The organism is Caminibacter pacificus, from assembly GCF_003752135.1.
GTDB classification, from domain to species: Bacteria; Campylobacterota; Campylobacteria; order Campylobacterales; family Nautiliaceae; genus Caminibacter; species Caminibacter pacificus.
In genome coordinates, this window is sequence record NZ_RJVK01000001.1 from 99,662 (window position 1) to 124,804 (window position 25,143).

The following is a 25,143-nucleotide window of genomic DNA, read 5'->3' on the forward strand; positions in this document are numbered from 1 at the left end:
TTAAGTTTTTTTGTTATTATTTTATCGACCACTTTATAAAATCTCTTCTTCTTTTTGAATCAAGGAAAATTCATGAAAAGATTTCTGATATTAGTTTTAATCGTAAGTGCTCTTTTTGCAAAAAAAGATTTTTTAAATAGAGAAGTTAAGATTCCTAAAAATATTCATAAAATAGTATGTATAGGACCCGGTGCGTTAAGACTTGTGGTTTATTTACAAGCTCAAAACAGAGTAGTAGGGATTGAAGAGAGGGAATTTAAATATATTTTTGCAAGACCGTATATTTTAGCTCATAAAGAGCTTTTAAAACTTCCGGTAATAGGAATGGGAGGAGTTTACCCTAATATTAATATAGAGAAAATAATTTCTTTAAAGCCGGATTTAATTATTGCAGGATATATAACTAAAAAATATGCCGATTATTTACAAAAAAAGAGTGAAGTTCCCGTATTTGTAGTTCGATACGGACCGATAGGTTCTTTTGACGATAAAAAGTTTTTAAAAGCTATTAAAGTGCTCGGAGAAATTTTAAATAAAAAAGAAAGAGCAATCGAAATTTCAAAATATATTGAAAAACTGAATTCAAACTTACAAAAAGTGACAACCAATAAGAAAATATATATAGGCGGAGTGGCTTTTAAAGGTTTGCACGGTCTTACTTCAACTATAAGCGATTTTCCGGTGTTTTTAAAAGTCGGTATCAAAAATGCGGTAACGTCGAAAATAAAAACACCTTTTTTTATAAATGAAGAGGAGCTGTTTAGAATAAATCCGGATATAATTTTTATCGATGAAAGTGCTTTAGGTTTGATCGATTTTAAAAAGTATCAAATTTTAAAAGCGTTTAGGGAAAAACAGGTATACGGGCTTTTGCCTTATAATAATTACGCAACTAATATAGATACCGCGTATCTTGACAGTTATTACGTCTTAAGCGTAGTAGGAAATAAAAAAATAGATATGGAAAAATTAAGCGGTGAAGTTTATAAATTTTTTGTCGGCAAAGACGTATACGAGAGTATGAAAAAATTTTTCGGAGGATTTAAAAAGATTGATTAAATATTTATCGGCTTTTATATTTTTATTAATAATTTCGTTGTTTTCCGTTTATTACGGTGCGAATGATTTTATTGCTTATAATATCAGACTGCCAAGAGTGTTATCGGCGATTGCAGCGGGTGCGGCGCTTGGGATTGCCGGATTTATAATGCAAGTCGTTTTAAAAAACGATTTGGCTTCTCCTTTTACTTTGGGAATTACGCACGGAGCTCTTTTTGGTGTTAGTTTATCTGTTGTTTTTGGAATCGGAAGCGTTTTTTTGTTTTCTTTTTTAGGTGCTTTTATCGTAATAGTTTTTATTTTAGCTGTTGCGTTTTTAAGACGACTTTCAAGCCAAAGTATTATTTTAAGCGGAATTGCGATAAGTGCTCTTTTTGGCGCGGGAAGTATGTTTTTGCAATATTTTGCCGATGAATCTCAACTTGCTAATATTGTAATTTGGAGTTTCGGAGATTTAAGCAAGGGAGATTTTTTTAATATTTTTTTGTTATTTTTTATGATTATGCTTTCATTGATATTTTTTTTAATCAATAGTTGGAATTTTAACGCTTTGAGTTTGGAATGTGCTAAGAACGTAGGGGTTAAAACAGAAACTTTAATTTTTATATCTATGATTATCGTAACTCTTTTAAGCGCTTTAGTAGTCGCAAATTACGGTATTATAGGGTTTGTGGGGCTTGTGGCTCCTCATATTGTGAGATTTTTTGAAAATAGTTTTAAATCGCTTTTGATATTAAGTGCTCTTTACGGAGCGATTTTGCTTGTGATATCGGATTATATCGCCAGAAATATAATATATCCGGTCGAAATACCTGTAGGAATAGTGACGTCGTTTATTGGGGCACCGATGTTTTTATATCTTTTAATGAGGAAAAAATGAGTCTTATTGTTAAAAATTTAAATTTTAAATATAAAGAAAAAGAGATTTTAAAAGATATAAATTTAGAGTTTCAAAAAGGCAAGATGTACGCGATTTTGGGTCGTAACGGAGCTGGTAAAAGTACTTTTTTAAAATCTATTGCCAAAATTTTAAAACCTAAAGGTGAGATTATTTTTTATGAAAATATTGATAATTTATCCGTAAAAGAGTTTGCCAAAAAAATTGCTTTTCTTTCACAAATTCAAAATAATTCCTCTCTTAGTGTTTATGAGTTTGTAATGCTCGGAAGAAAACCTCATTTTAGGTTTTTGCCAAAATTGACGGATAAAAAAACGGTTGAGAGGGTTTTGGAAAAATTAAATTTAAAAGAGAAAAAAAAGATACCGCTCAATTCGTTAAGCGGAGGAGAGAGACAAAGAGCTGCAATTGCAAGGATATTAGCGCAAAATACGGAGGTTATATTACTTGACGAGCCTACGAATAATTTAGATATAAAATATCAAATTGAAATAATTAAATTTTTAAGAGAGATAAAAGAGGATAAAATAATAATTTCGGTTATTCATGACATAAATTTGGCTTTAAAATATTTTGACGAATATATTTTTTTAAAAAATGGTAAAATAATTAATAAAGGTAATCAAGAGATGGTTAATGAATAGTTGATATATGAAGTTTATGATATAAAAGTTGAGCTTTGTGAGTATAAAAATAGAAAATTTATTGTTTTTTAATATTCGTTTAAGGTAAATGAGTTATCATTCAATATAACCTTTTAGAAAACTTCTTCTTTTCCTTTTTTTCTCATTTTTAATAGTGACAGACTCATAAAATTAACTTAATAATTCTTTTGTCAATATTTAGTTCTAAAAATATACAAGAGTTGATTTGTTTTAAGTTTTTTTTAAGAAAATGAGCTATTATTCATTTAAAAAAAAAAGGAGTGCGTATGCATATTGCGGACGGATATCTTTCCCCTGCTACGGTTGCGGTGAGTTATGCTGTTGCCGTGCCTTTATGGGTGTACGGATTTAAAAAACTAAAAGAAAAACTTAACGAAGAGACTCTTCCTATGATTGGAGCTCTTGCGGCACTTAGTTTCGTAATTATGATGTTTAACGTTCCCGTACCCGGAGGTACGAGCGGACATGCGGTGGGAGCTGCGTTAATTGCTATACTTTTCGGACCTTGGGTTGGGTTTATTAGTGTGAGTTTGGTACTTTTGATTCAAGCTATTGTTTTTGGAGACGGAGGAATCAGCGCTTGGGCTGTTAATTCTTTGGCTATGGGCTTTATCGGTAGTTTTGTGGGATATTACGTATTTAAGTTATTAAAAGACAAAACGAAATTCGCTCCGTTTTTTGCCGGATATATTTCGATTGTAACGGCTGCGCTTTTTGTTGGTATCATTCTTGGAATTCAGCCGATATTCTGGACTCATAACGGACATCCGTTATATTTTCCGTTTTCACTTAAAATCTCGGTACCAGCCATGGTTGGAGAACACGCTTTGTTTTTCGGAATCGTAGAGGGTATTTTTACACAGCTTGTATATAATTTCCTCACTAAAAAAGAAAACGAAAAGGTTGCGGCATGAGTATGAAAAAGAAATTATTAATCGTTCTTGGAGTTTTACTTGCACTCGTTCCTCTTGGAGTGCTTACGGATAATCCTGCTTGGGGTGAATGGGATTTGGATTATTATAAAGAAAAATTAGGTTTCATTCCTCAAGGAATGGCGCATGCAAGCTCTATTAAGCCTTTGATTCCTGATTATGAAGTACCGGGGCTTGGTACGATTAGCGGATATTATATCAGCGCGATTGTCGGAGTGATTTTGGTGTTTGCTATCTATTTTATCCTTGCGAAGGTATTAAAGGGCAAAAAAGTTGAAAGATAATTTTTTTAGAATAGCTTTTATCGCTCTTTTTTTCCTCTTTTTGTCACTTAGAGATATAAAAATCATCTCTTTTTTACTTGCTTTGTTGATTGTAGTGACATTTATAATAGATAAAAATCTAAAAATTTTTTTTAAAGCGTTGAAGTCGATATTGCTTTTTAATTTGGGTGTGAGTTTGGGGTATATAATTTTGGCTTATTTTAAGCATATAAATCCTTGGCATTATATTTTGTATATCAATCTTAAAGTTATTTTGATGACGTATTATGTTTTTTGGTTTTTTTCAAAAGTCAGTATTGTCAGATTTTTTTCTTTTAGCAAAGAGCTTAGTTATTTACTCACGATTACTCTTTCTCAGATTTTTTCATACAAAAAAACGTTTACCGATTTTAGGGACGCTTTTAGAGCAAGGGTGGTGAATATAAGAGATAAGGAAAAAACTTTTATTACAAATACTTTTCAGTTTTTTTTGACAAAAGCGATGAAAGATTCAAAAGAAAGAGCGCTTGCTATGAAAGCGAGAGGTTTTTTCGAAGAAGGTGAAAAATGAGTTTTATAGATTTGAAAAATGTCACGTATAAATACGAAAATGAATTTTTAGCGCTTGATGATGTAAGTTTTTCTATTGAAAAAAATGAAAAAGTTGTACTTTTAGGAAGCAACGGAAGTGGAAAATCTACAATTTTAAGAATACTTGCCGGATTATATTTCCCAAAAAAAGGCGAATATTTTTTCGGGGGAGTAAAAATTACCAAAAAAAGCGTTAAAAAAGATTTTAGGAAAAAGGTCGGAATTTTATTTCAAAACCCCGATTCGATGATTTTTAATCCGACCGTATTTGATGAAATAGCTTTTAGTTTAAAAGAGTTCGGGTTTGATAATATCGAAGATAGAGTAAATGAAATAGCTAAAAAATTCGGAATCGAAAAACTTCTAAAAAAATCGCCTCTTCATTTAAGCGGAGGAGAAAAACAAAAAGTTATGCTTGCGAGTATTTTGGTATATGAACCGGAATTTTTAATTCTTGATGAGCCCACAGCCGCAATGGACCCGAGGACTACGGGATGGTTTTTGGATTTTATGTATGAACTTGAACTAACCACTATAGCGGCTACTCACGATTTGGCACTTGCGTACGAGCTTAGCGATAGGGCGCTTGTAATGAGTGAAGAGCATAAGCTTTTATATGACGGAGATATGGAAGAGTTGATGAAAGATTTGGATACTTTAATAAAAGCGAACCTTATCCACAAACACAAACATAAACACAAAAAATTTATCCATTCTCACTATCATTTACATTTCTGAAGTGCAAAAACTATATAAGAAAAATAAAATTTTAAGAGATTTTTAAGAAATCTATGTATAATACGACTAAACAATAATTCATAAGGAGTTAAAATGTGTGATTCTTGCGGATGTGCAACTGGGCACAAACATGATCATAACCATGGACATAAAGAAGAGGTGATTAACGAAGATATTAAAAATAATCCCCAACTATCTCACAAAGTGACCGTAATTGAAAAAATTCTCTCAAAAAATAACGCAATGGCCGATGAAATAAGAAAAACATTTGATGAGCATAAAATCACTTGTTTTAATATGATGAGCTCTCCGGGAAGCGGAAAAACGACGACTCTTGAAAATTTAGCGGATAAGCTTCCTTATAAATTTGCGGTAATCGAAGGAGACCTTGAGACTTCTCGCGATGCCGAGAGAATTAGAAATAAAGGAATTTGGTCTTTTCAACTTCAAACGGGTAGGGCGTGTCATCTTGACGCCGGAATGGTAAAACACGCAATTCCTCATTTTCCTTTTGACGAAGTTGAAGTGGCTTTTATCGAAAACGTAGGAAATTTGGTATGTCCGGCAAGCTATGATGTTGGAGCTCATTATAATATGGTGTTTGTTAGCGTGCCTGAGGGTGATGACAAGATAGAAAAATATCCGGTAATGTTTAGAAAAGCGGATATCGTAGTTATCACAAAAGCCGATATGCTTGAATTTTTCGATTTTGACGTAAAAAGAGCAAAAGAAGCGGCAAATAAACTAAAGCCCGGAGTTCCTGTAGTGCTTTTAAACAACAAAACCGGTGAGGGGCTTGATGAAATAATCGAATGGATTAAGAGTAAAAGAGAAGAGCATTTAAAGTCTCTTGAAAACAGATAATTTTTATAAATATTAAGGAGCAATAATGTGTTTGGCAATTCCGAGTAAAGTTTTGAAAATAACGGAAGATAATATGGCCGAAGTGGATACTTTGGGAGTTAAAAGGGTTGTTAGTCTCGATTTGATGCCCGAACCTGTAAAAGAGGGAGATTACGTACTTATTCACGTCGGATACGCTATGGGTAAAATCGATGAAAAAGAAGCACTTGAAAGTATAGAAATTTATAAGCAGCTTGCCGAAGCCGCAATGCAGGAAGAATACGAAATCGACCCTGAAAAGTTAGTGACGGAAGACGGTCCGCTTTTATACAAGCCTCCTACGGAGGATGAAAAATGAGTTTAACTCTTAAAGATTTGTATTTTAAATTCAGAGACCCCGAAGCCATAAAAACTTTAAATAAACTCATCCATAAAGAAGCCGCAAAATTAAAAGAGCCTATGAGAGTTATGGAAATTTGCGGCGGTCATACCCATACTATTATGAAATACGGCTTAAAACAACTGATGCCCGAAAATATTACTTTTATTCACGGTCCAGGGTGTCCCGTGTGCGTAATGCCAAAAGAGAGAATCGACCATGCAATAGAACTTGCCAAACAACCGGATGTTATTTTAGCGACTCTCGGGGATATGATAAGAGTACCGGGTAGCAAATCAAGCCTTGCTAAAGTCAGAGCCGAGGGTGCCGATGTTAGACCTCTTCATTCGACTTTTGACGTATTGCAAATCGCAAAAGAAAACCCTGATAAAAAAGTGGTATTTTTTGCTATAGGATTTGAGACGACGACTCCTATGACGGCCGCACTCATGGATAGAGCGTTTAAAGAAGGAATCAAAAATATCTATTATCATATCAATCACGTTTTGGTACCGCCTCCGATGAGGGCTATTATGGATAGTGGAGAAGCTAAAATCAACGCATTTATAGGACCGAGCCATGTTAGCGTTATTATCGGTGCTAAGAGCTATCAGTTTTTGACCGATGATTATAAAACACCTGTAGTGGTTGCGGGGTTTGAGCCCGTGGATGTAATGGAGAGTATTTTAATGCTTTTAAAGCAAAAAAACGAAGGCAGATGTGAAGTTGAGATTCAATATAAAAGAGCGACTACTTGGGAAGGTAACGTAGTGGCTCAAAAAATGATAGATAAATATATGGAAGTAAGAGATACGTTTAGATGGAGAGGTCTTGGGGATATTCCAAAAAGCGCTTTGAAATTAAGAGACGAATTCGCTGAATTCGATGCCGAAAAAATTTGGGCCGATGTTTTACCGAACGAACCGATTGACGACCATAAAATGTGTATCTGTGGTGATATTTTAAGAGGTCTTGCCACTCCTAAAGATTGTAAAGTATTCGGCACGGCATGTACGCCTGAAAATCCTCTCGGAAGCTGTATGGTTAGTGATGAGGGTGCTTGTAACGCGTATTATAGGTATGATAGGTAATTTGGTATAATAAACAAAAAGGCTTTTGATGACTAAAAGAGAAATCCTGAATTTTCTTAAAAGTCATAAAAATGAAATTTATCAAAAGTTTAAAGCAAAAAAGATAGGGCTTTTTGGCTCTTTTGCTAAAAATGAGAATTCAAAAAACAGTGACATTGATATTTATGTTGAATTTGAAGAAAAAAATTTCGATAATTTAGTTGGACTTTATGAATATTTGGAAAATAGCTTTCATCAAAAAGTTGATATCTATTATCCTCATAAATTTAGTGACAAAAGGGTATTGGAAAAAATTAAAAAAGAAGTGATTTATGGATAAAAGTGAGATTTTAGTTCTTTTGGAGTTTATTTTAGAAAGTATTGAATTAATTGAGAAAAGGTTTAAAAAAATAAAGAGTGTTGATGATTTTTTAACAGAAGATGGACTTTTAATACTTGATGCAATTTCAATGAGACTTCAAGCTGTTGGAGAAGCTTTAAAAAATATTGATAAAAAAGATAAAGAGTTTTTATTACAAGTTGATGATAAAGAGTATTGGAGCAAAATTATAAAAACAAGAGAAATAATTTCTCATCATTATATAAATTTAGATGCAGAAATTGTTTATATGATTTGTGATGAAAAGCTTGAAGAATTAAAAGATAAAATTATTAGGTTGATTAGTTTAACATAGTTTGTACTCTAATTGTAGTTGTATGGTAAGTGACGATTGGCTTGTAACGCAAATTATAGGTCTGATAGGTAAATTAAAAAATAATTATAAAATTTATAAATTTTTCCCATTCTTTTTCTTCTATATTTAGCTCTTTTTTTAATAATGTCAAATATCTGAGATATAGATAAAAAAAATATAAATAAATGCTTTGTTTTTTATATTCAAAGGAGATATATTTTTCAAAAGTTTTAAATTTAATTAATTGGTTGTTTTTTATTATATTTCTTATGTTTCTTTTTTCGTGAGGAGTCATATTGAATATTTTGCTATTAAAAAATGCTTTTAATAAATTTTTTTCTTTTTCTATTTTATAATATGTAAAAAAATTTTTTGTGTTTTCTTTAATTCCTGGGAACAGATTTTTGCTCCAGGTTATAAGATTAAAATACGAAGCTTTTAAAGTAATGATTTTTGATTTTGTAAATTTTTTGTTAGTTATGTCTTCAATTTCATCATTTTTAAGAAATTTTTTTAATACGTCATAATTTTCAATAGGTTCGTTTTTAATAATATTTTCTTCAATTTTAGCTAGCTCGTAAAGTTCAGGTAGAAGTTTAAATGTTTCAATAAAATTACTTTCTAAATGTTTTAAAATTAAGTTTATTTCTTCTTTTTGGGATTTTTCAAGTTGATTTTTTAAAGGTAAAAAGTTTGAGTCTTTTTTTGATTTTATAAGTTTATTTTTTATTGTGTTTTTATTATATCCACTGATTTTTCCTAATATTGTTGATAGCTTATTAAGAGTGAATAAATCCTTGTTTATTTCAATGAAATGATCAATATGAATTAAAACCACTTTTTTCCTTTATTTTTCTCCTTTTTTTCATATTCTTCGAAAAAAAAGGAGTATAAAATGAAAGAGATTGTTATTAATTGGCATATTATACAAAAATGTAATTATAGATGTTTTTACTGTTTTGCAAAGTATGAAAAATCGGAAAGAGAAATATATTTTGATAAAAGTAATAGTTTAAAACTGTTAAAAGAAGTATATAGTTATTTTGCTCAAAATTATAAAAGAATTAGACTTAATTTAGCAGGTGGAGAGCCTTTGTTGGTAAAAGATTTGAATTTTATTATTAAAAGTGCTAAAAGCATTGGTTTTGATGTTTCTATAATTACCAACTTTTCTAATTCAGATAAGATTTTAGAGAGTGTAAACTTTTTAACTATGATTGGAATTAGTGTTGATTCTTTAAAAGAAGATACCATAAAAAAAATTGGGAGGTTTGATAAAAAGATTTTAAATAGAGAATATTTTTATGAGAAAATTAAGTTAATAAAAAGTTTAAATCCAAATATCCAAATAAAAATAAACACAGTCGTAAATAGGTTTAATTATAACGAATTTTTAGGTGACTTTATAGAAAAAATAAATCCTAATAAATGGAAAATATTACAAGCATTTCCTTTTAAAAAAACTGTTTTTTGTGAAGATTGGCAATATGAAAGGTTTAAAAAGTTGCACATAAAAGTAAATGTTAATAAGTTTTTTGAATCAAGTGAAGATATGAGAGAATCGTATATTATGGTAGACCCTTTTGGTAGGTTTTATCAAAATAGTAATTTAGAATATCAATATAGTGAAAGTATTTTAAAAGTAGGAGCAAAAAAAGCGTTTTCTCAAGTTACTTTTATGAAAGATAAGTTTTATAAAAGGTGTCAAAAATGAAACTTACTAACATTACCGGAAGAGAGTTTATTAAAATTTTAAAAAAGTTGGGGTTTTATCTTGATAGACAAAATAGAGGAAATCACAGAATCTTTAAGAATGATAAAGGAGAAATTATCGTTGTTCCGGCTTATAAGAAGAAAGTATTAAAACCTGGACTTTTAAAGGGAATATTAAGTCAGTTAAATATCAACAAGGATGAGTTTATAAAGCTTAGGGATATGGTATAATAAACAAAAAAAGCATTTGATGTCTAAAAAAGTAGAATATAAAAAAATCTTTAAATAGGCTTTTTGAGTTATCTAAAAATTATAAACTTGATAAAAATTTTCAAGTTTCAAAAGAAGAGCTTATTATGCAAGAAAAAGGAAGAAAATGAAAATAACTTTGAGCTACGGTGGTGGTGGAAAAGAGACCAATAAACTTATAAACGAACTTTTTTATAAATATTTCGATAATGAAATTTTGACAAAGTCGGAAGACGCCGCGATTATTGAGGGTAGTGAGAGACTTGCTTTTACTACCGATTCTTTTACCGTTTCCCCTATATTTTTTAACGGAGGAGATATCGGAAAATTAAGCGTTGTGGGTACCTGCAATGATTTGGCAATGATGGGAGCAAAACCCAAGTACCTAACATGCGGGTTTATGATTGAAGAGGGGCTTGAGTTTGACGAACTTGAAAAAATAGTTAAAAGTATGGCCGAGGAGCTTAAGAAAACGGGAGCTAAAATCGTAGCGGGAGATACGAAAGTAGTGCCGGCCGGAAGTGTGGATAAGATATTTATCAATACATCGGGAATCGGTGAAGTTATAAGGCCTGGAATCAGTGCTTCCAACTTAAAAAAAGGCGATAAGATTCTTGTAAGCGGAGATATCGGAAGACACGGAACGGTAATAATGGCTCACAGATACGGGGTTGAAACCGAGCTTAAGAGCGATTGTAAATTGCTTTGGGATGAGGTAAAAGCTTTGATTGATGCAGGTTTGGATATAAAAGCCCTTAGAGATGCTACAAGAGGCGGAATAAGCGCCGTACTTAACGAATGGAGCGAGGCAAGCGGTGTCGGAATCGAGATAGAAGAAGAAAAACTACCTATTAGTGACGAGGTTGTGGGACTTTGTGAAATTTTCGGTTTTGAACCTATGGATTTGGCGAATGAGGGTACTTTTATAGTTGCTGTAAGTGAAAAAGACGCTTTAAAGGCTGAGGAAATTTTAAAAAGCTTTAATCAAAACGCTTCGATTATCGGTGAAGTGACTGATGATGACAAGGTAATTTTAAAATCTCCATGGGGCACTAAAAGAGTGATAGAACTTCCTAAAGGTGAACTTCTTCCGAGAATCTGCTGATTTTCTCTCTTTTTTTGGTACAATTTGAGAAATGAATAGTTATTTATAGGGGGCTAAGTGAGTAAACAAGAACAGATTGTAAGAATGTTTGACTCTATCGCTAAAAAATATGATTTTGTAAATAGAGTATTGACATTCGGAATCGATAAAAAATGGAGAGAAAAAGCTGTAAAAAAGACTCTTGAATTAATCGATAAAAAAGATGTAAAAATCTTAGATGTTGCTTGCGGTACTGGTGATATGATAGAAATATGGAAAAAAGAGGCGAATAAAAAAGATATTAACATAAAAATATGCGGTCTTGACCCGAGTGTCGGTATGCTTGAAGTAGCAAAAAAAAGATTTCCGGAAGTTAAGTTTTATAAAGCGTATGCTACAGATATTCCATGTGAGAGTAAAACTATTGACGGCATTAGTATATCTTTCGGAATAAGAAACGTTTTGGAGATAAAAAAAGCGATTTGCGAATTTAAAAGAGTGTTGAAAAAAGACGGGATAGTTTTGGTCCTTGAATTTACAAAAGCGGAAAAACCTAATAAATTTAGGGAATGTGTGGATTTTTATTCGAATAAAATTCTTCCTAAAATCGGCGGAATCTTAAGTAAAAACAAAGAAGCTTATGAATATTTACCCAATTCCATCGAGAATTTTTATACTCCAAATGAACTTGCCGCGCTTTTTATAGAGTGCGGTTTCAATATCGAAAAGCTCGAAACGTTTAACTTCGGGCAAGTGACGATGTTAATCGCCCGAAGTTGAATTAAGCTTTTTCTTCTACCATATCGTCTAATAATTTATACATTGTTTTTGTTTCGTTTTGTGCTTTTTTATACTCTCCCAAAGAATCTTTCATAGACATATTCATAGCGTCTTTGAAATTATCTTCAAGTCTGTTTTGGGATGAACTTATCTGTTTGTAACTATCGGTTTTACCGAATGTTTTTTCGGATGAGCTGTACCATTCGTCAAAGCTGTGAGAACCTTTGTCTTTAAATGCTTTTTGCTCTCCTATTAATTTTTCCTGATAGTTTTTGATTGTGTAAAACATATTGTTTATTTTTTGTTGTAATGCAGTTAATGCGTCGGCTAAATTTTCGAAATTTTCAAATGTTTGAATATCTATTTCGTATAATTTGTCAAAACCTTCTTTAAAATCTTTCATAAAATTACTCATAAGCTCGATAATCGAGTCAAGTTTATGGCCTTCATCAGTCATATTGGAGCTGTTTTGTTTTAGTACGTTTATCGTAACTTCAACTTCGTGAGTCGCTTTTTGAGTTCTTTCGGCAAGTTTTCTAACTTCATCCGCCACAACCGCAAAACCTCTACCCGCTTCCCCGGCTCTTGCGGCTTCGATAGCGGCATTTAAAGCGAGCAGGTTGGTTTGATCGGCAATATCTTTAATAAGCTGGATAACATGCGAGATATTCTCGACACTTTCGTTTAAATTTACGATATTTTCTTTTGCTGTTGCCGCAAAATTTATAAGGTTTTTAATTTCAGACATAAATTTATCAAATGTTTCACGAAGTTCGTGAATTTCTCCTTTGACTTCTCGGTTAATTTCTACTAATTCATGTATTTGGCTTATATTTTCGTCTGCATTTTCAGCAATTTCGGAAATGTTTTCATTACTTATTTCCAGAAGATGTTCTACTATTGCCATTTTGTCTTGATTAGTGTTATAATTATATAAAGATTGTTTGAGTCTGTAATTTTCTTGTTTTAAATTTGAAAGTTCATTGTTAAGTCTTTCAATTTCTTCTTTTAATTTTAAATTTTCTCTTGATAAGTCAACATTTTTTGTATCGGTTTTTTTAAATAACATTTGAATCCTTTCATATGAAAAATTCATTTAATTATATTTTTTTATTCTGTCAAATTTATGTCAGATTTTACTCAATGAACTTTTTTTTTAACCAAAAATGCCGATTTTGAGTCGGTGAAAGGATAGGTTATGACAGTAGGATTAGTAACTTTGGATGAAAAAATTATTGAAAATCTATCAAAAATCATACTTCATAACGGATATAAAGTAATAATTTATAAAAATTTAAACTTTATAAACGAAAAAGAGAAATATAGTTTTTTAATAGCGGATTTGGATATGAATAAAAATATGATAATAGACGCAATAAAAAATTATAAAATAAAAGATGTGATTTTAATAAGCACTGAGAAAAGTGTTGAACTTATTAGAAAAGTATATGCGTTAGGTATTGCGGATTTTATTCAAAAACCGGTATTTTTAGAGGAGATTATTTTTAAACTTAAAAAATATTGTCCTAAAAAAATCAGATTAAATGATATCGAAATAGATTTTTATAACAAAATTGTAAGTAAAAACGGCGAATTGGTAAAACTTACTCAAAAAGAGTCCTCTCTTTTATTTTTATTATTGCAATATAAAAATAGAATCGTAACTTATGAGATGATAAGAGATGATATTTACGGCTATACCTATCCGAGCGATAATGCGATACATCTGCTCGTTAGCAGACTGAAAAAAAAACTTAAATTAAATATCATTTCCGTACCGAAAGAAGGGTATATTTTAAAAGTTTGATATAATTTTGCAAAAAAGGATAGGTATGAAACTTGGACTTTTGTTTCCTGGGCAAGGTTCTCAGTTTGTGGGAATGGGAAAAGATTTTTATGATAATTCACAAAAAGCTCGTGAAATGTTTGAAATCGCAAGTGAAGCGATAAAAACTGATTTTAAAAAGTTGATGTTCGAAGAAAACGACGATATCAATAAAACGGAATTCACACAACCTGCAATTTTGCTTTATTCCGCTATCGCGTATGAACTTTTTAAAGATACTCCTTTTGATTTTCAGTATGCTTTGGGGCACTCTTTAGGAGAATTCAGTGCTTTATATGCCGCAGGCGCTCTTGAACTTGCCGATGCTATTAAGCTTGTACACGAAAGAGGAAAACTTATGAACGCCGCTTTTAAAGACAAAGTCGGCTCAATGATGGTTGTTTTGGGACTTGATGACGAAACTGTAGAAGAAGTGTGTAAAAATTCCAACCTTCAAGTTTGGCCTGCGAATTATAATAGCGACGGGCAAATCGTAATTGCTGGAATTAGAGAAGATTTGGAAAAATTGGAGCCCGTATTAAAAGAAAAAGGCGCTAAAAGAGTTATGCTTTTAAATATGAGCGTTGCAAGTCATTGTCCTTTGCTTGAGAGTGCGAGCGAGCCTCTAAAAGAACTTGTAAACGAATATGTAAAAGATGAGTTTTTACCTGTTGTTAGTAACGTGACGGCTAAAAAATATACGACAAAATCGGAAGCTCTTGAAGTTTTACCCGTACAGCTTACAAAACCGGTACTTTATAAACAATCTATCAAAAATTACGAAGATGAAGTTGATATGTTTGTGGAATTCGGCGGAAAAGTTTTGATGGGTATCAATAGAAAAATCACTAAGAAAAAAACTCTGCCTATTACTGATATGGCAAGTTTGGAAAAAGTAATTAACACTATTCAAGGATAATAATGAAAATAGCTTTAGCTCAAATAAGACCAAAACTCTCACCCGATAATCTTGATAAACATTTGGAGTTTATTAAAAAAACCGATGTCGATTTGGTCGTTTTTCCGGAACTCAGTATGAACGGATACAAAGTGAAAGACGCGTTATTGGAAGACGCTTTTAATGAGGAGTTTTTTAAAAACCTAAGCTTTGATAAAGACGTGGTTTTGGGAGCGGCGATTAAAGATAAAGGAAAAATTTTTAATTCCGCTTTATATATCGGAGATAGTTTTCACAGACACGACAAAGTTCATCTTCCTACATACGGGGTTTTCGAAGAGGGTAGATTTTTCTTCGGAGGCAGCGGATTTTCTACTTTTGATACGAAATTCGGAAAAACCGCGATGTTCGTTTGTGAAGACGTATTTAGCGGGGATAGTATAGAGTTTGTGGGAAGAGAAAAGCCCGATTTGATAATCGTAATAGCTGCATCTCCGGCAAGAGAATTTAAAGAAGGTAAACTTTTAATCGAAGAGCATTGGGAATCCATCTTGAAAAATATGGCAATTTTAAGCGGCGGGTATGTCGCTTTTTGTAATAGGGTAGGTTTTGAAGACGGTCTTGGTTTTTGGGGAAAAAGCAAAGTTATAAACCCTAAAGGCGAAATTGAGATTGAAGCGAAATATTTTGATGAAGATTTGGTGGAGTGTGAGCTTAATAATCATCTTACATTTACGCAAAAATATTTTTTAAGGAAAGAAAGTTGATAGGAATAATGTGCGCAATGGTAGAAGAGCTTGAGCCGATTTTGGAGCAAGTGGAAGTAAAAGATAAAATTCATCACGGAAACAATACCTACTATTTGGCAAGTTTCGATAATAAAGATATCGTACTTGCTTATAGTAAAATCGGAAAAGTAAACGCTGCAATTACCGCGACTGCAATGATTGAAAAATTCGGTGTTGAAAAACTTCTTTTTAGCGGTGTGGCGGGAGCAATTGATGAAGATTTGAAAATAGGAGATTTGATAGTCGCAACCGAAGTTTGTCAGCACGATATAGACCTTACCGTATTCGGATATAAGCACGGCTTTATTCCTGAGAGTCAGATATTTTTCGATTGTGACTCCAATCTTATAAATATCGCCGAGCATGTAGCCGATAAGCTCGGTATTAAACTGAAAAAAGGAATAATCGCAAGCGGGGACCAATTCGTTCACAGCAAAGAGAAAAAAGAGTGGATAAAAGAGGTCTTCGGCGCAAGTGCAATCGAAATGGAAGGCGGGGCTGTCGGATGTGTTACATGGAATTATCAGGTGCCTTTTTTTATGCTTAGAGCCATAAGCGATACGGCAGAAGAGGGTGCCGGAGTCGATTTTGACGCCTTTTTGGAAGAATCGAGCAAAGTAAGTGCAAAATTTTTACTTGAAATGTTAAAGGAAATTAAATGAAAAATTCAAAACTGCTCGTAATGTTTATAACTTTTGCGATAATGATTGCAATTACGCCTTTTATTTTTAATAAATTAATGAACGCAAAATTCAATCAAATGCTTGATAATTTGAAAAAAGAGGGTGTGGTAATTAAAGAGTTAAAATCAAAAAGCACTTATCTGACTACGGATAGGGTTTTTGATGTAGAAATTCCTCAAAAAGTTCTTGGTGATAACGGAATAAAATATATCAAATTAAGAGTTGAAGCCGTTTTTAAAAACCTTCCTGTTACTGACGTGAAGTTTTTCGGGAAAGTTAAAGAGGTAATACTTAAAAACTTTACGGATATTCAAAATGCACAATTTAACTCGGTTATAAAAGACAAAATCAAATTTTTAGTGATAACTCCTAATTTTAAAACATATAAATACAAAGTTTTCGATAATAAAATTTTACTTGATGATAACGGAGCCGTATTAGGATATGAAGGAATAAACGGAATTGTGTATATCCACAATGACTTGATAAAAGAGAGTACTAATATTCCGAAACTATATCTTAACGATAATAAAAACTTTTTGTTTCAATTAAATTCTTTAAAAGAGAGTTCTGTTAGTGAAGCTAACGTAACGAAATCTTCTTCTAATATGAACATTATAATCAAAATAAAAGATAAGACTATTTCTCTAAATAACATTAATACGAATTCTGTATCGACAATTGCAAAAAGAGCTAATGCGATTGCTAAAGTATCTGTTAATGATATAAATATTTTCAATAAAATCTTTTTAAATAAAGTGGATTTGAATTTTGAGATTAAAAACGTTTATTATCCTATAGTTGAAAAAATACAAAATAAGCCGAAACCTAATGAAAATGACCTAATTGTTTTAATTGAAAAAGGACTGAATTTAAATTACGGTTTAAAAATAAAAAATATAAAAATTCAAAATAAAGATTTAGGCTTTATAGATTTAAATGCAAAAATAAAAGTTAGACCGACTCAAAATATAAAAGAGAAAATTAATCAAAAGAATTTAGATTTTATAGATTTGACTTTCAATCTAAAAACTACTCCTGAAATCGAAATGATTTTGATGAACGTCATTCCGCAAAGTGCGTTTGCTTTTGCTGCGGCCGATAAGAAAAACGGAATTATTGATTTACAAATCGAATTTAAAAACAACGAAGTTTATATAAATGGACAAAAAGTTAAGTAATCCGATAAAAGATATATTTTTTAGTAAAAAAGTTACTAAATTCGTCGGAAGAGTTCAGGGAAAATACGAACTCATAAAACCCGACGATAAAGTTTTGGTCGCTTTTAGCGGCGGAAAAGATAGTTTCGTATTGCTACACGTCTTAAAAAGAATGCAGTTAATCGCTCCTTTTTCTTTCGAGCTTGCCGCTATTACTATCGATGCCGGTACCGGAATTGATTATTCTCCTTTAAAAGAGTGGTGTGAGAGATTCGATATTCCTTATATTTTATACGAAACTCCGATTTTGGAAATTATGAATGAAAAAAAACGCCCCGGAAGCAGTCCTTGCGGTTTTTGCGCGAGAATGAGAAGAGGAGCGCTTTATAGTAAAGCTAAAGAGCTCGGGTTTAATAAATTGGCTTTAGGGCATCATTTTGACGATGCGGTGGAGACTTTTTTTATGAGTATGTTTTATAACGGAATGATGAAATCAATGCCTCCTATCTATACGGCAAACACCGGAATTCAGGTAATCAGACCGATGATTAAGGTAAGAGAAAAGTGGATAGAGTATATGGCAAGTAAAAACGAATTTCCGATAATAGACGGAGAAGCTACTTGTCTTGCGTTAAAAGACAGCGAAGGAGTAAAAACTCCTTATGCAAGAGCTAAAATTAAAAAGTGGCTTAAAGAAATGGAAGAGGAAGAACCCAAACTTTTTCAAAGACTTGAAAGCGCTTTTGAAAATATCGAATGCCATACCTTTTTTATGAAGGAATTTTTGAAATGATGAATTTAATGATGAGGAGTGAATTTTGAGAGTATTAGTCGGAATAAGCGGCGGGGTTGATAGTGCGGTAACTACATATCTTTTAAAAGAAGCGGGATACGAAGTGGTGGGGCTTTATATGAAAATGCATAGCGGTGTCAATCACAAGGAAAATTTGGAAAAGATAGAGAAACTCAGCAAACTTATCGGGTTTGAGTATCATGTCGAGGATGTGGAAAAAGAGTTTAGAAAAGAGGTATATGATTATTTTGTAAAAAGTTACGAAGAAGGCTCCACCCCTAATCCTTGTGCGATGTGTAACAGACAGATAAAATTCGGTATTTTTATGAATTTTTTGGAAAAATACGGATGTGATAAAGCAGCTACGGGACATTACGTAAGAAACGACGGGGAATTTTTATATGAAGCGAAAGACAAAACCAAAGACCAAAGCTATTTTTTATTTGGTATAAAAAAAGAGGTCTTACCGAAAGTGCTTTTTCCTCTTGGGGAATATACGAAAGACGAGATAAAAGAAATTGCCAAAAAAATAGGTCTTGAAGAGTTTGCCTCTCAAAAAGAGTCTCAAGATATCTGTTTTATCGATACGAATTATATTGACGTTTTAAAATTTCATTTTAACCCTGAAAAACCGGGAAAAGTCGTTGATAAAAGAGGCAGAAAAATAGGAACTCATAGAGGATATGCTTTTTATACGATAGGACAGAGAAAAGGTTTTAGGCTTTTTAAATCGCATAAACCTCAATATGTCATCGGGATTGACGCAAAAACAAATACTCTTATCGTAGGTGATAAAGAAGATTTGGGTAAAACCAACGTCTTTTTAAAAGGTGTCAATCTTTTTATAGACGAGAAAGTCTTTGAGTGTGAGGCTAAGGTGAGATATAGAGCCCCAAAACTGCCGGCAATTGTTAAAATGGAGACAAAATCAAAAGCTGTTGTTAAATTTAAAGAGCCTGCTATAGGAGTGGCTAAAGGTCAGGCGTGTGTGTTTTATGAGGGAGAAAAGCTTCTTGGAGGAGGTTGGATTAGAGGGGCTAAAAGATAAATTTTTTAAAGTGAATTTGATTATGGGTTTTAAATTATAAACTTTTAAGATTTAATCTTTAATAAATGTAAAATTTGTGTAAAAAACAGAATTTTTTAAGATTAATTTGTTACCATTTCATTAACAAAACAAAGGAGTTAAAATGAAATTCAAACTTTTTAGCGGTACGGCGAATCCAAAAGTTGCGGAAGATATTGCATATTATCTCGATAGACCGCTTAGTAAGATTACGGTTAATAGATTTAGTGACGGAGAAATAAACGTTCAAATCGGTGAGAGTATCAGGGGTGTTGATTGTTTCATTATTCAGCCTACCTGTGCACCGGCAAACGATAATTTAATGGAGCTTTTGATTATTACGGATGCGATGAGAAGAGCGAGCGCTAAAAGTATTACTGCTGTAGTGCCGTATTTCGGATACGCAAGACAAGACAGAAAAGCGGCTCCGAGAGTTCCTATTACCGCAAAGTTGGTAGCTAATATGATGGAAAAAGCGGGAATTGACAGAGTAGTAACTATCGACCTTCACGCAGGGCAAATTCAAGGATTTTTCGATATTCCTGTGGATAACCTTTACGGAAGTATTCTGTTTTTTGACTATTTTAAAGAGATGAATTTAAAAAATCCTATTATCGCTTCTCCTGATATCGGTGGTGTTGCAAGAGCGAGATATTTTGCAAGTAAACTCGGACTTGATATGGTGATTGTTGATAAAAGAAGAGAAAAAGCGAATGTTAGTGAAGTTATGAATATTATCGGTGACGTAGAAGGAAAAGACGTAATCTTAATCGACGATATGGTAGATACGGCGGGTACTATGGTAAAAGCCGCAAAAGCTCTCAAAGACAGAGGTGCTACATCCGTTAGAGCGTTTGCAACTCACGGAGTATTATCAGGACCTGCAATAGAGAGAATCAAAGATTCGGTACTTGAAGAGCTTATTATTACCGATACTATTCCTTTTAACAAAACGTGCGAAAAAATCAGAGTTCTTAAAACAGGAAAACTTTTTGCCGAAGTTATAAGAAGAATAGTTTATAACGAAAGCATTAATAAACTTTTTGATTAATGAAGACGGTCAATAAACTTTTTGCCGCAAGTATCGAGGTAAAAAAGTCTAAATTTCACTCCTTTTTAGTTCCTTTCTCTTCTTTTGAAGAAACCTTAAACGACTTAAAAAAACGACACCCAAAAGCAAATCATCACGTAACCGCATTCAGATATTTAAACGAACATAATCAAATAGTGGAAGGTTCTTCAGATGACGGAGAGCCAAGAGGTAGCAGCGGAAGACCTACTCTTAAAGTTTTGCAAGGTCACAACCTTATAAATGTGGGAATAATAACCGTCAGATATTTCGGAGGTATTCTTTTGGGAGTCGGCGGACTTGTAAAAGCTTATAGCGACGCTGCGAATGAAGTTATAAAAAGAGCCGAACTTATTGAATATAAGCAAGTTTTTGAGTATGATTTTAGCGTAGCTTATGATAAGACCAGGGAAATCGAGTATATTTTAAAAAAACTTGACGTTTACGTTGTGGATAGAGGGTTCGGAAGTGAGGGGATAGAATACAAAATCCGAGACGATATCGAAAAAATAAAGAAAATTAAGGAGATATTATGAAAAAGCTTTTAGCGTTAACTTTACTTTTTTCATCATTGCTTTTTGCCGTGTCAAAAGAAAATATTTTGGCTCTTACTTGGTTAAATAGCTTTTGTAAAGTGGAAAACAAAAAAGTATGTAGAATGAGAAGGCCGGGAGATTATTCTCTTACTCATTTTACGCTTCACGGACTTTGGCCTAAAAATAGAAATTATTGTCATATCGGATATAAATTCAAACTTTCACCTTTAATGTGGAAAGTTCTCGAAAAATTTATGCCGGGCGCAAAAGACGGATTTGCAAGATACGAATGGAAAAAACACGGAACTTGTTTCGGAACCGATGCTCAAACTTATTTTTTAACCGCAGTTAAACTGACTCAACAATTTAACGAAACTCAATTTTTAGATTTCGTAAGAATGCATATGGGACAATGGGTTAGTCTTCAAAGAATCAGATTTGTTTTCGGCGGAGCTTTCGGAGAAAAAAATAAAAGAAAATTTCAATTGATTTGTAAAAGAAAAAAAGGACAAATCTATATAACCGAAATAAGAATAAACCTCAAAGGAGACCCGACTAAATTAGGACTTCAAGAATTAATTGACAACGCAAAACCGATGGTAGGTGTGAGACAATGTCAAGGAGGAGTATTCGCTCTTCCGTAAAAATTTTTAAGGAGAAAGTTTGAAGAAGGTTTTATTTTTTTTTGTTTTGATAGGGGTTTTATTTGGAGCCGAGTTTGAATACGGAAAAGGTACGTTTAGTATAAAAGGTGGGCTTTTCGGTTTAAGTAAAACCGTAAGTCAAGATATCGATGTATTTGCTTTTTATAATCATCACAAAAATATTTTAGGTACAAAATTTTTCTTTTCATATAAACTTGCTTTTTATAAATCAAAAAGCGTTACAAATACGATAAATACATATAATTCGGTCGTGAGTTCTAATACGCTAACAAACTCTTTAACTTTTGATTATAAGCTGCAAGGGGTTGATGCGAATATAGTTTTAGGAAGAGATTTTTATAGAGAGGGTGGAGATTATCTGGGTGTTGGTGTTTTGCTTGGTATCAGCGGACCGTATATAAAAAGTAAAGGAGACGATTCTGCTAGTTCGGATTCCGATAATGTTGATAATACTCTTCCGGGATATGGATATTTAAGCGATTCGGAAACGGATTTTACTACTTATAAAATCGGGCCTAGTGTCAGAGCTCAAAAAGAGATTCTAAGCTTTTTAACCGTTTATGGAGATGCTCAGTATGCATATCAAATGGCTCGCGTAAAAAATAAAGAAGCAGGTATCGATCAATACGATAGCGGTAATTATTTGAGTTATGATATCGGTGTAAAACTTCAAGCTAAAGCCGGAAGAAAGAAAATTTGGATTATTTCGTTTTCTCCGAAATTTTTCGTAACTTTCGGATATAGATATAACTATTGGAAAGTAAAAAACGTAGAAATAAACGGAGTAAACTTGATAGGTCCGGCGGATTTGTCTTTTAGTGTGGAATATGCATATTTCGGTTTAGGGTATGATTTTTAAAACCAAATCATCGAGAGAATCAATATAACCGCAATAGCGGCGACAAAAAGGGCTAATACTAAAAAAACCTTTTTGTCGGTGTCTAACTCTCCTTTTTGTAAAAGTTCTATCCATTTCGTGTAATAAAAATATGAATAAATTGCTAAAATCGCACCCGCTAAAATAATACTTATTCCCATCCATTTATAAAACGATGCATTTTCTACCGCTTTTATCGAAAGAGACTTATTGCCTAACTGCATTGCTACAAGATGTAAAAAAAGCTCGAATTTTTCGATAATAAATCCAAGTGCGATAAACGATATCGCAATTCCTATAAGCGCTGCAACGGCTCTCTCAAGAGCCATTAAATTTTTGGGATCAATTTTAGAAGAGTTCACCCGTTAGACCTTTAATTTGTTTTTTGACGGTACGATTGAAGAATTTTCTTAAAATTATCTCGATTATGTAAGCTATTACGAATCCGCCGATTAAGTAATAAATAATTTTGATATCTTGTTTTGCATTATAGTACAATGTAGCTAAAACTACGAAAGTCATAAGTAAAAAAGCGAAAATTATAACTCCTTTATTCGCTCCGGTTTTAGGAGTTAATTTGATATGTCCGAAATGCACTAAAGCTTGAATAATCAATACGCTAAGCGCAGCAACCGTAGTTATTTCGCTTAGATTGAAAAATAAAACCATAGGGATAATCAAAGCGGTGGAAATAAGCAGACCTTCATACGAATGAAAAACATTGTATTCGTAAATTTTCGGAAGTTCGCCTTTTTTTGCAAGAGTATAGCTGATTTCCGTAGCGGCGTAGATTGTCGCATTAATAGCACTTGTTGCCGAAATAAGAGCAACAACGGACATAATTTTAAATCCGAGCTCTCCGAAAACCGGTTTTGCCGCTTCTGCAAGAGCGTAATCTTTTGCTTTTATAACTTCGCTAAGAGGTAAATTCCCAAGTACTGCAATACTAACGCTTACATAAAGAATCGTTACCACTCCTATTGCTATAAACATAGCTTTTAGTACCGTTTTGCTCGGATTTTCCATATCTTCTATTGCGTTTGTAATTACGCTGTATCCCTGATATGCGAAGAATGTGAGACCTATAGCAAAAACGGCGTTAATAATCGGAGGTGCGTCTTTCATGGATAGATATTGAGGTTTTATCGTCATTAGTGCTGCGATTGTAAAGATAGTTAGGGCTATCAGTTTAATTGCGACTATTATATTTTCGCTTTTTGCTACAAGAGTCGCTCCGAGTAGATTAATAAACGTAAAAAATAGAATTATTCCAACTGCAAAAGCGTCAATCATAAATTTCGAATGATAACCAAAAAGCCTTGCTCCGTATTCTCCAAAACTTTTAGCAACAGCCGCAAGCGTTACGAGTTGAGCAAAATAAAACATTACGCTCAAAGACCCCGAAAAAGGATTTTCTCCGAATTCTTGGACTAAATATTCGATAATCCCGCCTCTGCTCGGAAATCTGATGGCGAGTTTTGCTAAAGAGTAACCGCTAAGAAGAGCAATAATACCGCCGATTACAAAAGAGATCCAAACAAGATTACCCGCAATACTACCGGCAAGTCCGATAACGATAAAAATACCGATACCCACCATTGTACCGATTCCAAGCATTGCCGCTGAGAGAGTATTGAATGCTTTTTTTTCACTCATTGCGGCTCCTTTACTAAGAGCGATTTAGTTAAATTATATCATAGTTTTTAACTTCAGATACCCCATATATAAAATTCCCGCAAAAATTCCTCCGAAAATTCCGGCTAAAATATCATCGCCCATAACTCCGAGACCGCCTTTTGCTTTTTGGTCTATTTTTCCGATAATCGAAGGTTTCCAAATATCAAAAAGCCTAAAAGATATGAAAGCCAAAAGGAGTTTTATAAAAGTGTCGTGTTTCAAATCCCCTAAAACGCCTATGGTTATCAAAACTCCGGCGATTTCGTCTATTACGATTCTTTTGTCGTCGTGAATTCCTCCGTTTGCTTCGTATTCGTTTACGAGTTTAAAGCCTATTATTGAAAAAAGTGCCGCTAAAAGCATAATAGTCATATTCGGATTTGGCATATACGCAATAACCAAATAAGCTATTATCACACCAACAATACTTCCCCAAGTGCCGGGAGCCTTTGGCAAAAGACCGCTATAAAATCCGGTTAGTAAGAACCAATTTAGTTTATTCATGAAGTAAATTCTCCTTTCTTAAATCATACAACATATCAATCACCTCATCATCGCTTAAATCATGAAAATCGTCATAAAAATTTGCCACTGCAAAAGGTTTGTTTTCGCTTTCGATAAGACAATAGACTTCGTCAAAATAATTTTCAAGCATTTTTTTCGTTTCTTTCGGACACACGGGGGCTATTGCGATTATTTTATCGGGATGTAGTTTTTTTAGGTATTCATAAGCGGCTATTGCGCTATATCCGCTGGCAAATCCGTCATCCACTACGATAGCCGTTTTTCCTTTTAAAGATGAGTAACCTCTTGAGTTTCTGTAAAGATCGTTTCTTCTAAGTACTTCGTTCAATACGTCTTTTGCAATCTCTTCAACAGGAATTTGAGAAAATAAAGCATCAAACGCCGGATTCAAAATCGCTCTTGCGTCCATATTAATAGCCCCGAATCCGGCTTCCGGATTACCGGGGATCGGGAGTTTTCTTACAACAATTAAATCCATTGGGATTTTTTTTGTTTTTGCTATTGCATATCCTACGGGTACTCCGCCCCTTGGGATTGCAAAAATAACGGAGTTTTCAGGAAACTCAAACACCTCGCTAAGTTTTACTCCGGCATCGAATCTGTCTTTGAACGTCATTTTTTT

At 33.0% G+C, this 25,143-nt stretch carries 31 protein-coding genes and 2 pseudogenes; 27 read left to right on the forward strand and 6 right to left on the reverse strand.

Translation table 11 applies throughout. From position 1 onward, the window contains the following. Positions 1–72: 72 nt before the first annotated feature. The 12 genes and pseudogenes from EDC58_RS00555 to EDC58_RS00610 all read left to right on the forward strand — a co-directional run bounded on the left by EDC58_RS00555 (position 73) and on the right by EDC58_RS00610 (position 8,133). Positions 73–1,059 (forward strand): ABC transporter substrate-binding protein, encoded by a 987-nt coding sequence (locus EDC58_RS00555; RefSeq protein WP_123351548.1) that lies wholly within the window; start codon positions 73–75, stop codon positions 1,057–1,059. Further along, the gene (locus tag EDC58_RS00560) at positions 1,052–1,939 is read left to right on the forward strand and encodes a FecCD family ABC transporter permease (protein ID WP_123351549.1); all 888 of its coding nucleotides are present in this window, start codon (positions 1,052–1,054) and stop codon (positions 1,937–1,939) included. Before EDC58_RS00555 ends, EDC58_RS00560 begins: the two co-directional genes overlap by 8 nt. After that, a pseudogene (locus tag EDC58_RS00565) lies at positions 1,936–2,430 on the forward strand (ABC transporter ATP-binding protein); the annotation flags it as partial. The gene EDC58_RS00560 and the pseudogene EDC58_RS00565, both read left to right, overlap by 4 nt. A gap of 458 nt (positions 2,431–2,888) precedes the next feature. Continuing rightward, positions 2,889–3,536: a cobalt transporter CbiM gene (cbiM, locus tag EDC58_RS00570; protein ID WP_123351551.1), complete on the forward strand. Its 648-nt coding sequence runs from the start codon at positions 2,889–2,891 to the stop codon at positions 3,534–3,536. After that, positions 3,533–3,838 (forward strand): PDGLE domain-containing protein, encoded by a 306-nt coding sequence (locus EDC58_RS00575; RefSeq protein WP_123351552.1) that lies wholly within the window; start codon positions 3,533–3,535, stop codon positions 3,836–3,838. The genes cbiM and EDC58_RS00575 overlap by 4 nt, the downstream gene beginning before the upstream one ends. Continuing rightward, complete coding sequence (locus EDC58_RS00580; RefSeq protein WP_123351553.1) at positions 3,828–4,388, forward strand: energy-coupling factor transporter transmembrane component T; 561 nt, start codon at positions 3,828–3,830, stop codon at positions 4,386–4,388. Before EDC58_RS00575 ends, EDC58_RS00580 begins: the two co-directional genes overlap by 11 nt. Beyond that, entirely contained in the window at positions 4,385–5,146 is a 762-nt protein-coding gene (locus EDC58_RS00585; protein WP_123351554.1) for an energy-coupling factor ABC transporter ATP-binding protein, read from the forward strand. Before EDC58_RS00580 ends, EDC58_RS00585 begins: the two co-directional genes overlap by 4 nt. Positions 5,147–5,239: 93 nt before the next feature. Then, positions 5,240–6,010 carry a hydrogenase nickel incorporation protein HypB gene (gene hypB, locus EDC58_RS00590; protein ID WP_123351555.1) on the forward strand — a complete coding sequence of 257 codons (771 nt, stop codon included), beginning with the start codon at positions 5,240–5,242 and terminating at the stop codon, positions 6,008–6,010. A gap of 25 nt (positions 6,011–6,035) precedes the next feature. Beyond that, positions 6,036–6,347, forward strand: coding sequence for a HypC/HybG/HupF family hydrogenase formation chaperone (locus tag EDC58_RS00595; RefSeq protein ID WP_123351556.1), 312 nt, complete (start codon positions 6,036–6,038; stop codon positions 6,345–6,347). Next, positions 6,344–7,459 carry a hydrogenase formation protein HypD gene (gene hypD / locus EDC58_RS00600; protein WP_123351557.1) on the forward strand — a complete coding sequence of 372 codons (1,116 nt, stop codon included), beginning with the start codon at positions 6,344–6,346 and terminating at the stop codon, positions 7,457–7,459. The genes EDC58_RS00595 and hypD overlap by 4 nt, the downstream gene beginning before the upstream one ends. 28 nt (positions 7,460–7,487) lie before the next feature. Further along, entirely contained in the window at positions 7,488–7,778 is a 291-nt protein-coding gene (locus EDC58_RS00605; protein ID WP_123351558.1) for a nucleotidyltransferase family protein, read from the forward strand. Continuing rightward, positions 7,771–8,133 (forward strand): HepT-like ribonuclease domain-containing protein, encoded by a 363-nt coding sequence (locus tag EDC58_RS00610; protein ID WP_123351559.1) that lies wholly within the window; start codon positions 7,771–7,773, stop codon positions 8,131–8,133. Before EDC58_RS00605 ends, EDC58_RS00610 begins: the two co-directional genes overlap by 8 nt. Before the next feature lie 73 nt (positions 8,134–8,206). Here the strand turns inward: EDC58_RS00610 and EDC58_RS00615 are convergent, their stop codons facing one another. Continuing rightward, positions 8,207–8,971, reverse strand: coding sequence for a hypothetical protein (locus EDC58_RS00615; protein WP_123351560.1), 765 nt, complete (start codon positions 8,969–8,971; stop codon positions 8,207–8,209). A gap of 57 nt (positions 8,972–9,028) precedes the next feature. Between EDC58_RS00615 and EDC58_RS00620 the strand changes: the two genes are divergently transcribed. From EDC58_RS00620 to ubiE, 4 genes are all read left to right on the forward strand, one after another. Beyond that, positions 9,029–9,847 (forward strand): viperin family antiviral radical SAM protein, encoded by an 819-nt coding sequence (locus EDC58_RS00620; RefSeq protein ID WP_123351561.1) that lies wholly within the window; start codon positions 9,029–9,031, stop codon positions 9,845–9,847. Beyond that, the gene (locus tag EDC58_RS00625) at positions 9,844–10,077 is read left to right on the forward strand and encodes a type II toxin-antitoxin system HicA family toxin (RefSeq protein ID WP_123351562.1); all 234 of its coding nucleotides are present in this window, start codon (positions 9,844–9,846) and stop codon (positions 10,075–10,077) included. The genes EDC58_RS00620 and EDC58_RS00625 overlap by 4 nt, the downstream gene beginning before the upstream one ends. 145 nt (positions 10,078–10,222) lie before the next feature. Further along, positions 10,223–11,200, forward strand: coding sequence for a hydrogenase expression/formation protein HypE (gene hypE / locus EDC58_RS00630; protein ID WP_123351563.1), 978 nt, complete (start codon positions 10,223–10,225; stop codon positions 11,198–11,200). A 57-nt stretch (positions 11,201–11,257) separates the two neighbouring features. Next, complete coding sequence (gene ubiE, locus EDC58_RS00635; RefSeq protein ID WP_123351564.1) at positions 11,258–11,959, forward strand: bifunctional demethylmenaquinone methyltransferase/2-methoxy-6-polyprenyl-1,4-benzoquinol methylase UbiE; 702 nt, start codon at positions 11,258–11,260, stop codon at positions 11,957–11,959. A gap of 1 nt (position 11,960) precedes the next feature. On the opposite strand, the pseudogene EDC58_RS10400 reads toward ubiE, so the two are convergent. Then, positions 11,961–12,620, reverse strand: a pseudogene (locus EDC58_RS10400) (methyl-accepting chemotaxis protein); the annotation flags it as partial. Between the two features lie 537 nt (positions 12,621–13,157). Between EDC58_RS10400 and EDC58_RS00645 the strand changes: the two are divergent. The 11 genes from EDC58_RS00645 (at position 13,158) to EDC58_RS00695 (ending at position 22,301) form a co-directional block, all read left to right on the forward strand. Next, positions 13,158–13,766, forward strand: coding sequence for a response regulator transcription factor (locus tag EDC58_RS00645; protein ID WP_123351566.1), 609 nt, complete (start codon positions 13,158–13,160; stop codon positions 13,764–13,766). Between the two features lie 25 nt (positions 13,767–13,791). Further along, on the forward strand, positions 13,792–14,703 hold the full coding sequence (gene fabD, locus EDC58_RS00650) for an ACP S-malonyltransferase (protein ID WP_123351567.1): 912 nt from the start codon (positions 13,792–13,794) through the stop codon (positions 14,701–14,703). Between the two features lie 2 nt (positions 14,704–14,705). Beyond that, the gene (locus EDC58_RS00655; RefSeq protein WP_123351568.1) at positions 14,706–15,449 is read left to right on the forward strand and encodes a nitrilase-related carbon-nitrogen hydrolase; all 744 of its coding nucleotides are present in this window, start codon (positions 14,706–14,708) and stop codon (positions 15,447–15,449) included. Next, positions 15,446–16,132 carry a 5'-methylthioadenosine/adenosylhomocysteine nucleosidase gene (locus EDC58_RS00660; protein WP_123351569.1) on the forward strand — a complete coding sequence of 229 codons (687 nt, stop codon included), beginning with the start codon at positions 15,446–15,448 and terminating at the stop codon, positions 16,130–16,132. The genes EDC58_RS00655 and EDC58_RS00660 overlap by 4 nt, the downstream gene beginning before the upstream one ends. After that, positions 16,129–17,334, forward strand: a complete 1,206-nt coding sequence (locus tag EDC58_RS00665) for a hypothetical protein (protein WP_123351570.1) — start codon at positions 16,129–16,131, stop codon at positions 17,332–17,334. Before EDC58_RS00660 ends, EDC58_RS00665 begins: the two co-directional genes overlap by 4 nt. Next, positions 17,315–18,106, forward strand: coding sequence for a tRNA 2-thiocytidine biosynthesis TtcA family protein (locus tag EDC58_RS00670; protein WP_123351571.1), 792 nt, complete (start codon positions 17,315–17,317; stop codon positions 18,104–18,106). Before EDC58_RS00665 ends, EDC58_RS00670 begins: the two co-directional genes overlap by 20 nt. A gap of 25 nt (positions 18,107–18,131) precedes the next feature. Next, on the forward strand, positions 18,132–19,154 hold the full coding sequence (mnmA, locus tag EDC58_RS00675; RefSeq protein WP_123351572.1) for a tRNA 2-thiouridine(34) synthase MnmA: 1,023 nt from the start codon (positions 18,132–18,134) through the stop codon (positions 19,152–19,154). A gap of 142 nt (positions 19,155–19,296) precedes the next feature. Further along, positions 19,297–20,223 carry a ribose-phosphate pyrophosphokinase gene (locus tag EDC58_RS00680; RefSeq protein ID WP_123351573.1) on the forward strand — a complete coding sequence of 309 codons (927 nt, stop codon included), beginning with the start codon at positions 19,297–19,299 and terminating at the stop codon, positions 20,221–20,223. Further along, positions 20,223–20,777 carry a YigZ family protein gene (locus EDC58_RS00685; RefSeq protein WP_123351574.1) on the forward strand — a complete coding sequence of 185 codons (555 nt, stop codon included), beginning with the start codon at positions 20,223–20,225 and terminating at the stop codon, positions 20,775–20,777. Before EDC58_RS00680 ends, EDC58_RS00685 begins: the two co-directional genes overlap by 1 nt. After that, entirely contained in the window at positions 20,774–21,421 is a 648-nt protein-coding gene (locus EDC58_RS00690; RefSeq protein ID WP_123351575.1) for a ribonuclease T2 family protein, read from the forward strand. Before EDC58_RS00685 ends, EDC58_RS00690 begins: the two co-directional genes overlap by 4 nt. A 19-nt stretch (positions 21,422–21,440) precedes the next feature. Continuing rightward, positions 21,441–22,301 carry a hypothetical protein gene (locus EDC58_RS00695; RefSeq protein ID WP_123351576.1) on the forward strand — a complete coding sequence of 287 codons (861 nt, stop codon included), beginning with the start codon at positions 21,441–21,443 and terminating at the stop codon, positions 22,299–22,301. Here EDC58_RS00695 and EDC58_RS00700 read toward each other — a convergent pair. From EDC58_RS00700 to EDC58_RS00715, 4 genes are read right to left on the reverse strand one after another with little or no spacing between them, the layout of a single operon-like run. Continuing rightward, on the reverse strand, positions 22,298–22,681 hold the full coding sequence (locus tag EDC58_RS00700; RefSeq protein ID WP_123351577.1) for a YidH family protein: 384 nt from the start codon (positions 22,679–22,681) through the stop codon (positions 22,298–22,300). The two genes, EDC58_RS00695 and EDC58_RS00700, sit on opposite strands and share 4 nt — an antisense overlap. Further along, positions 22,668–23,975 carry an APC family permease gene (locus EDC58_RS00705; RefSeq protein WP_123351578.1) on the reverse strand — a complete coding sequence of 436 codons (1,308 nt, stop codon included), beginning with the start codon at positions 23,973–23,975 and terminating at the stop codon, positions 22,668–22,670. Before EDC58_RS00705 ends, EDC58_RS00700 begins: the two co-directional genes overlap by 14 nt. Positions 23,976–24,008: 33 nt before the next feature. Beyond that, positions 24,009–24,500, reverse strand: a complete 492-nt coding sequence (locus tag EDC58_RS00710) for a phosphatidylglycerophosphatase A family protein (RefSeq protein ID WP_123351579.1) — start codon at positions 24,498–24,500, stop codon at positions 24,009–24,011. After that, a complete protein-coding gene (locus EDC58_RS00715) occupies positions 24,493–25,137 on the reverse strand; it encodes a phosphoribosyltransferase (RefSeq protein ID WP_123351580.1) in 645 nt (214 codons plus the stop codon). The genes EDC58_RS00710 and EDC58_RS00715 overlap by 8 nt, the downstream gene beginning before the upstream one ends. Positions 25,138–25,143 lie beyond the last annotated feature (6 nt).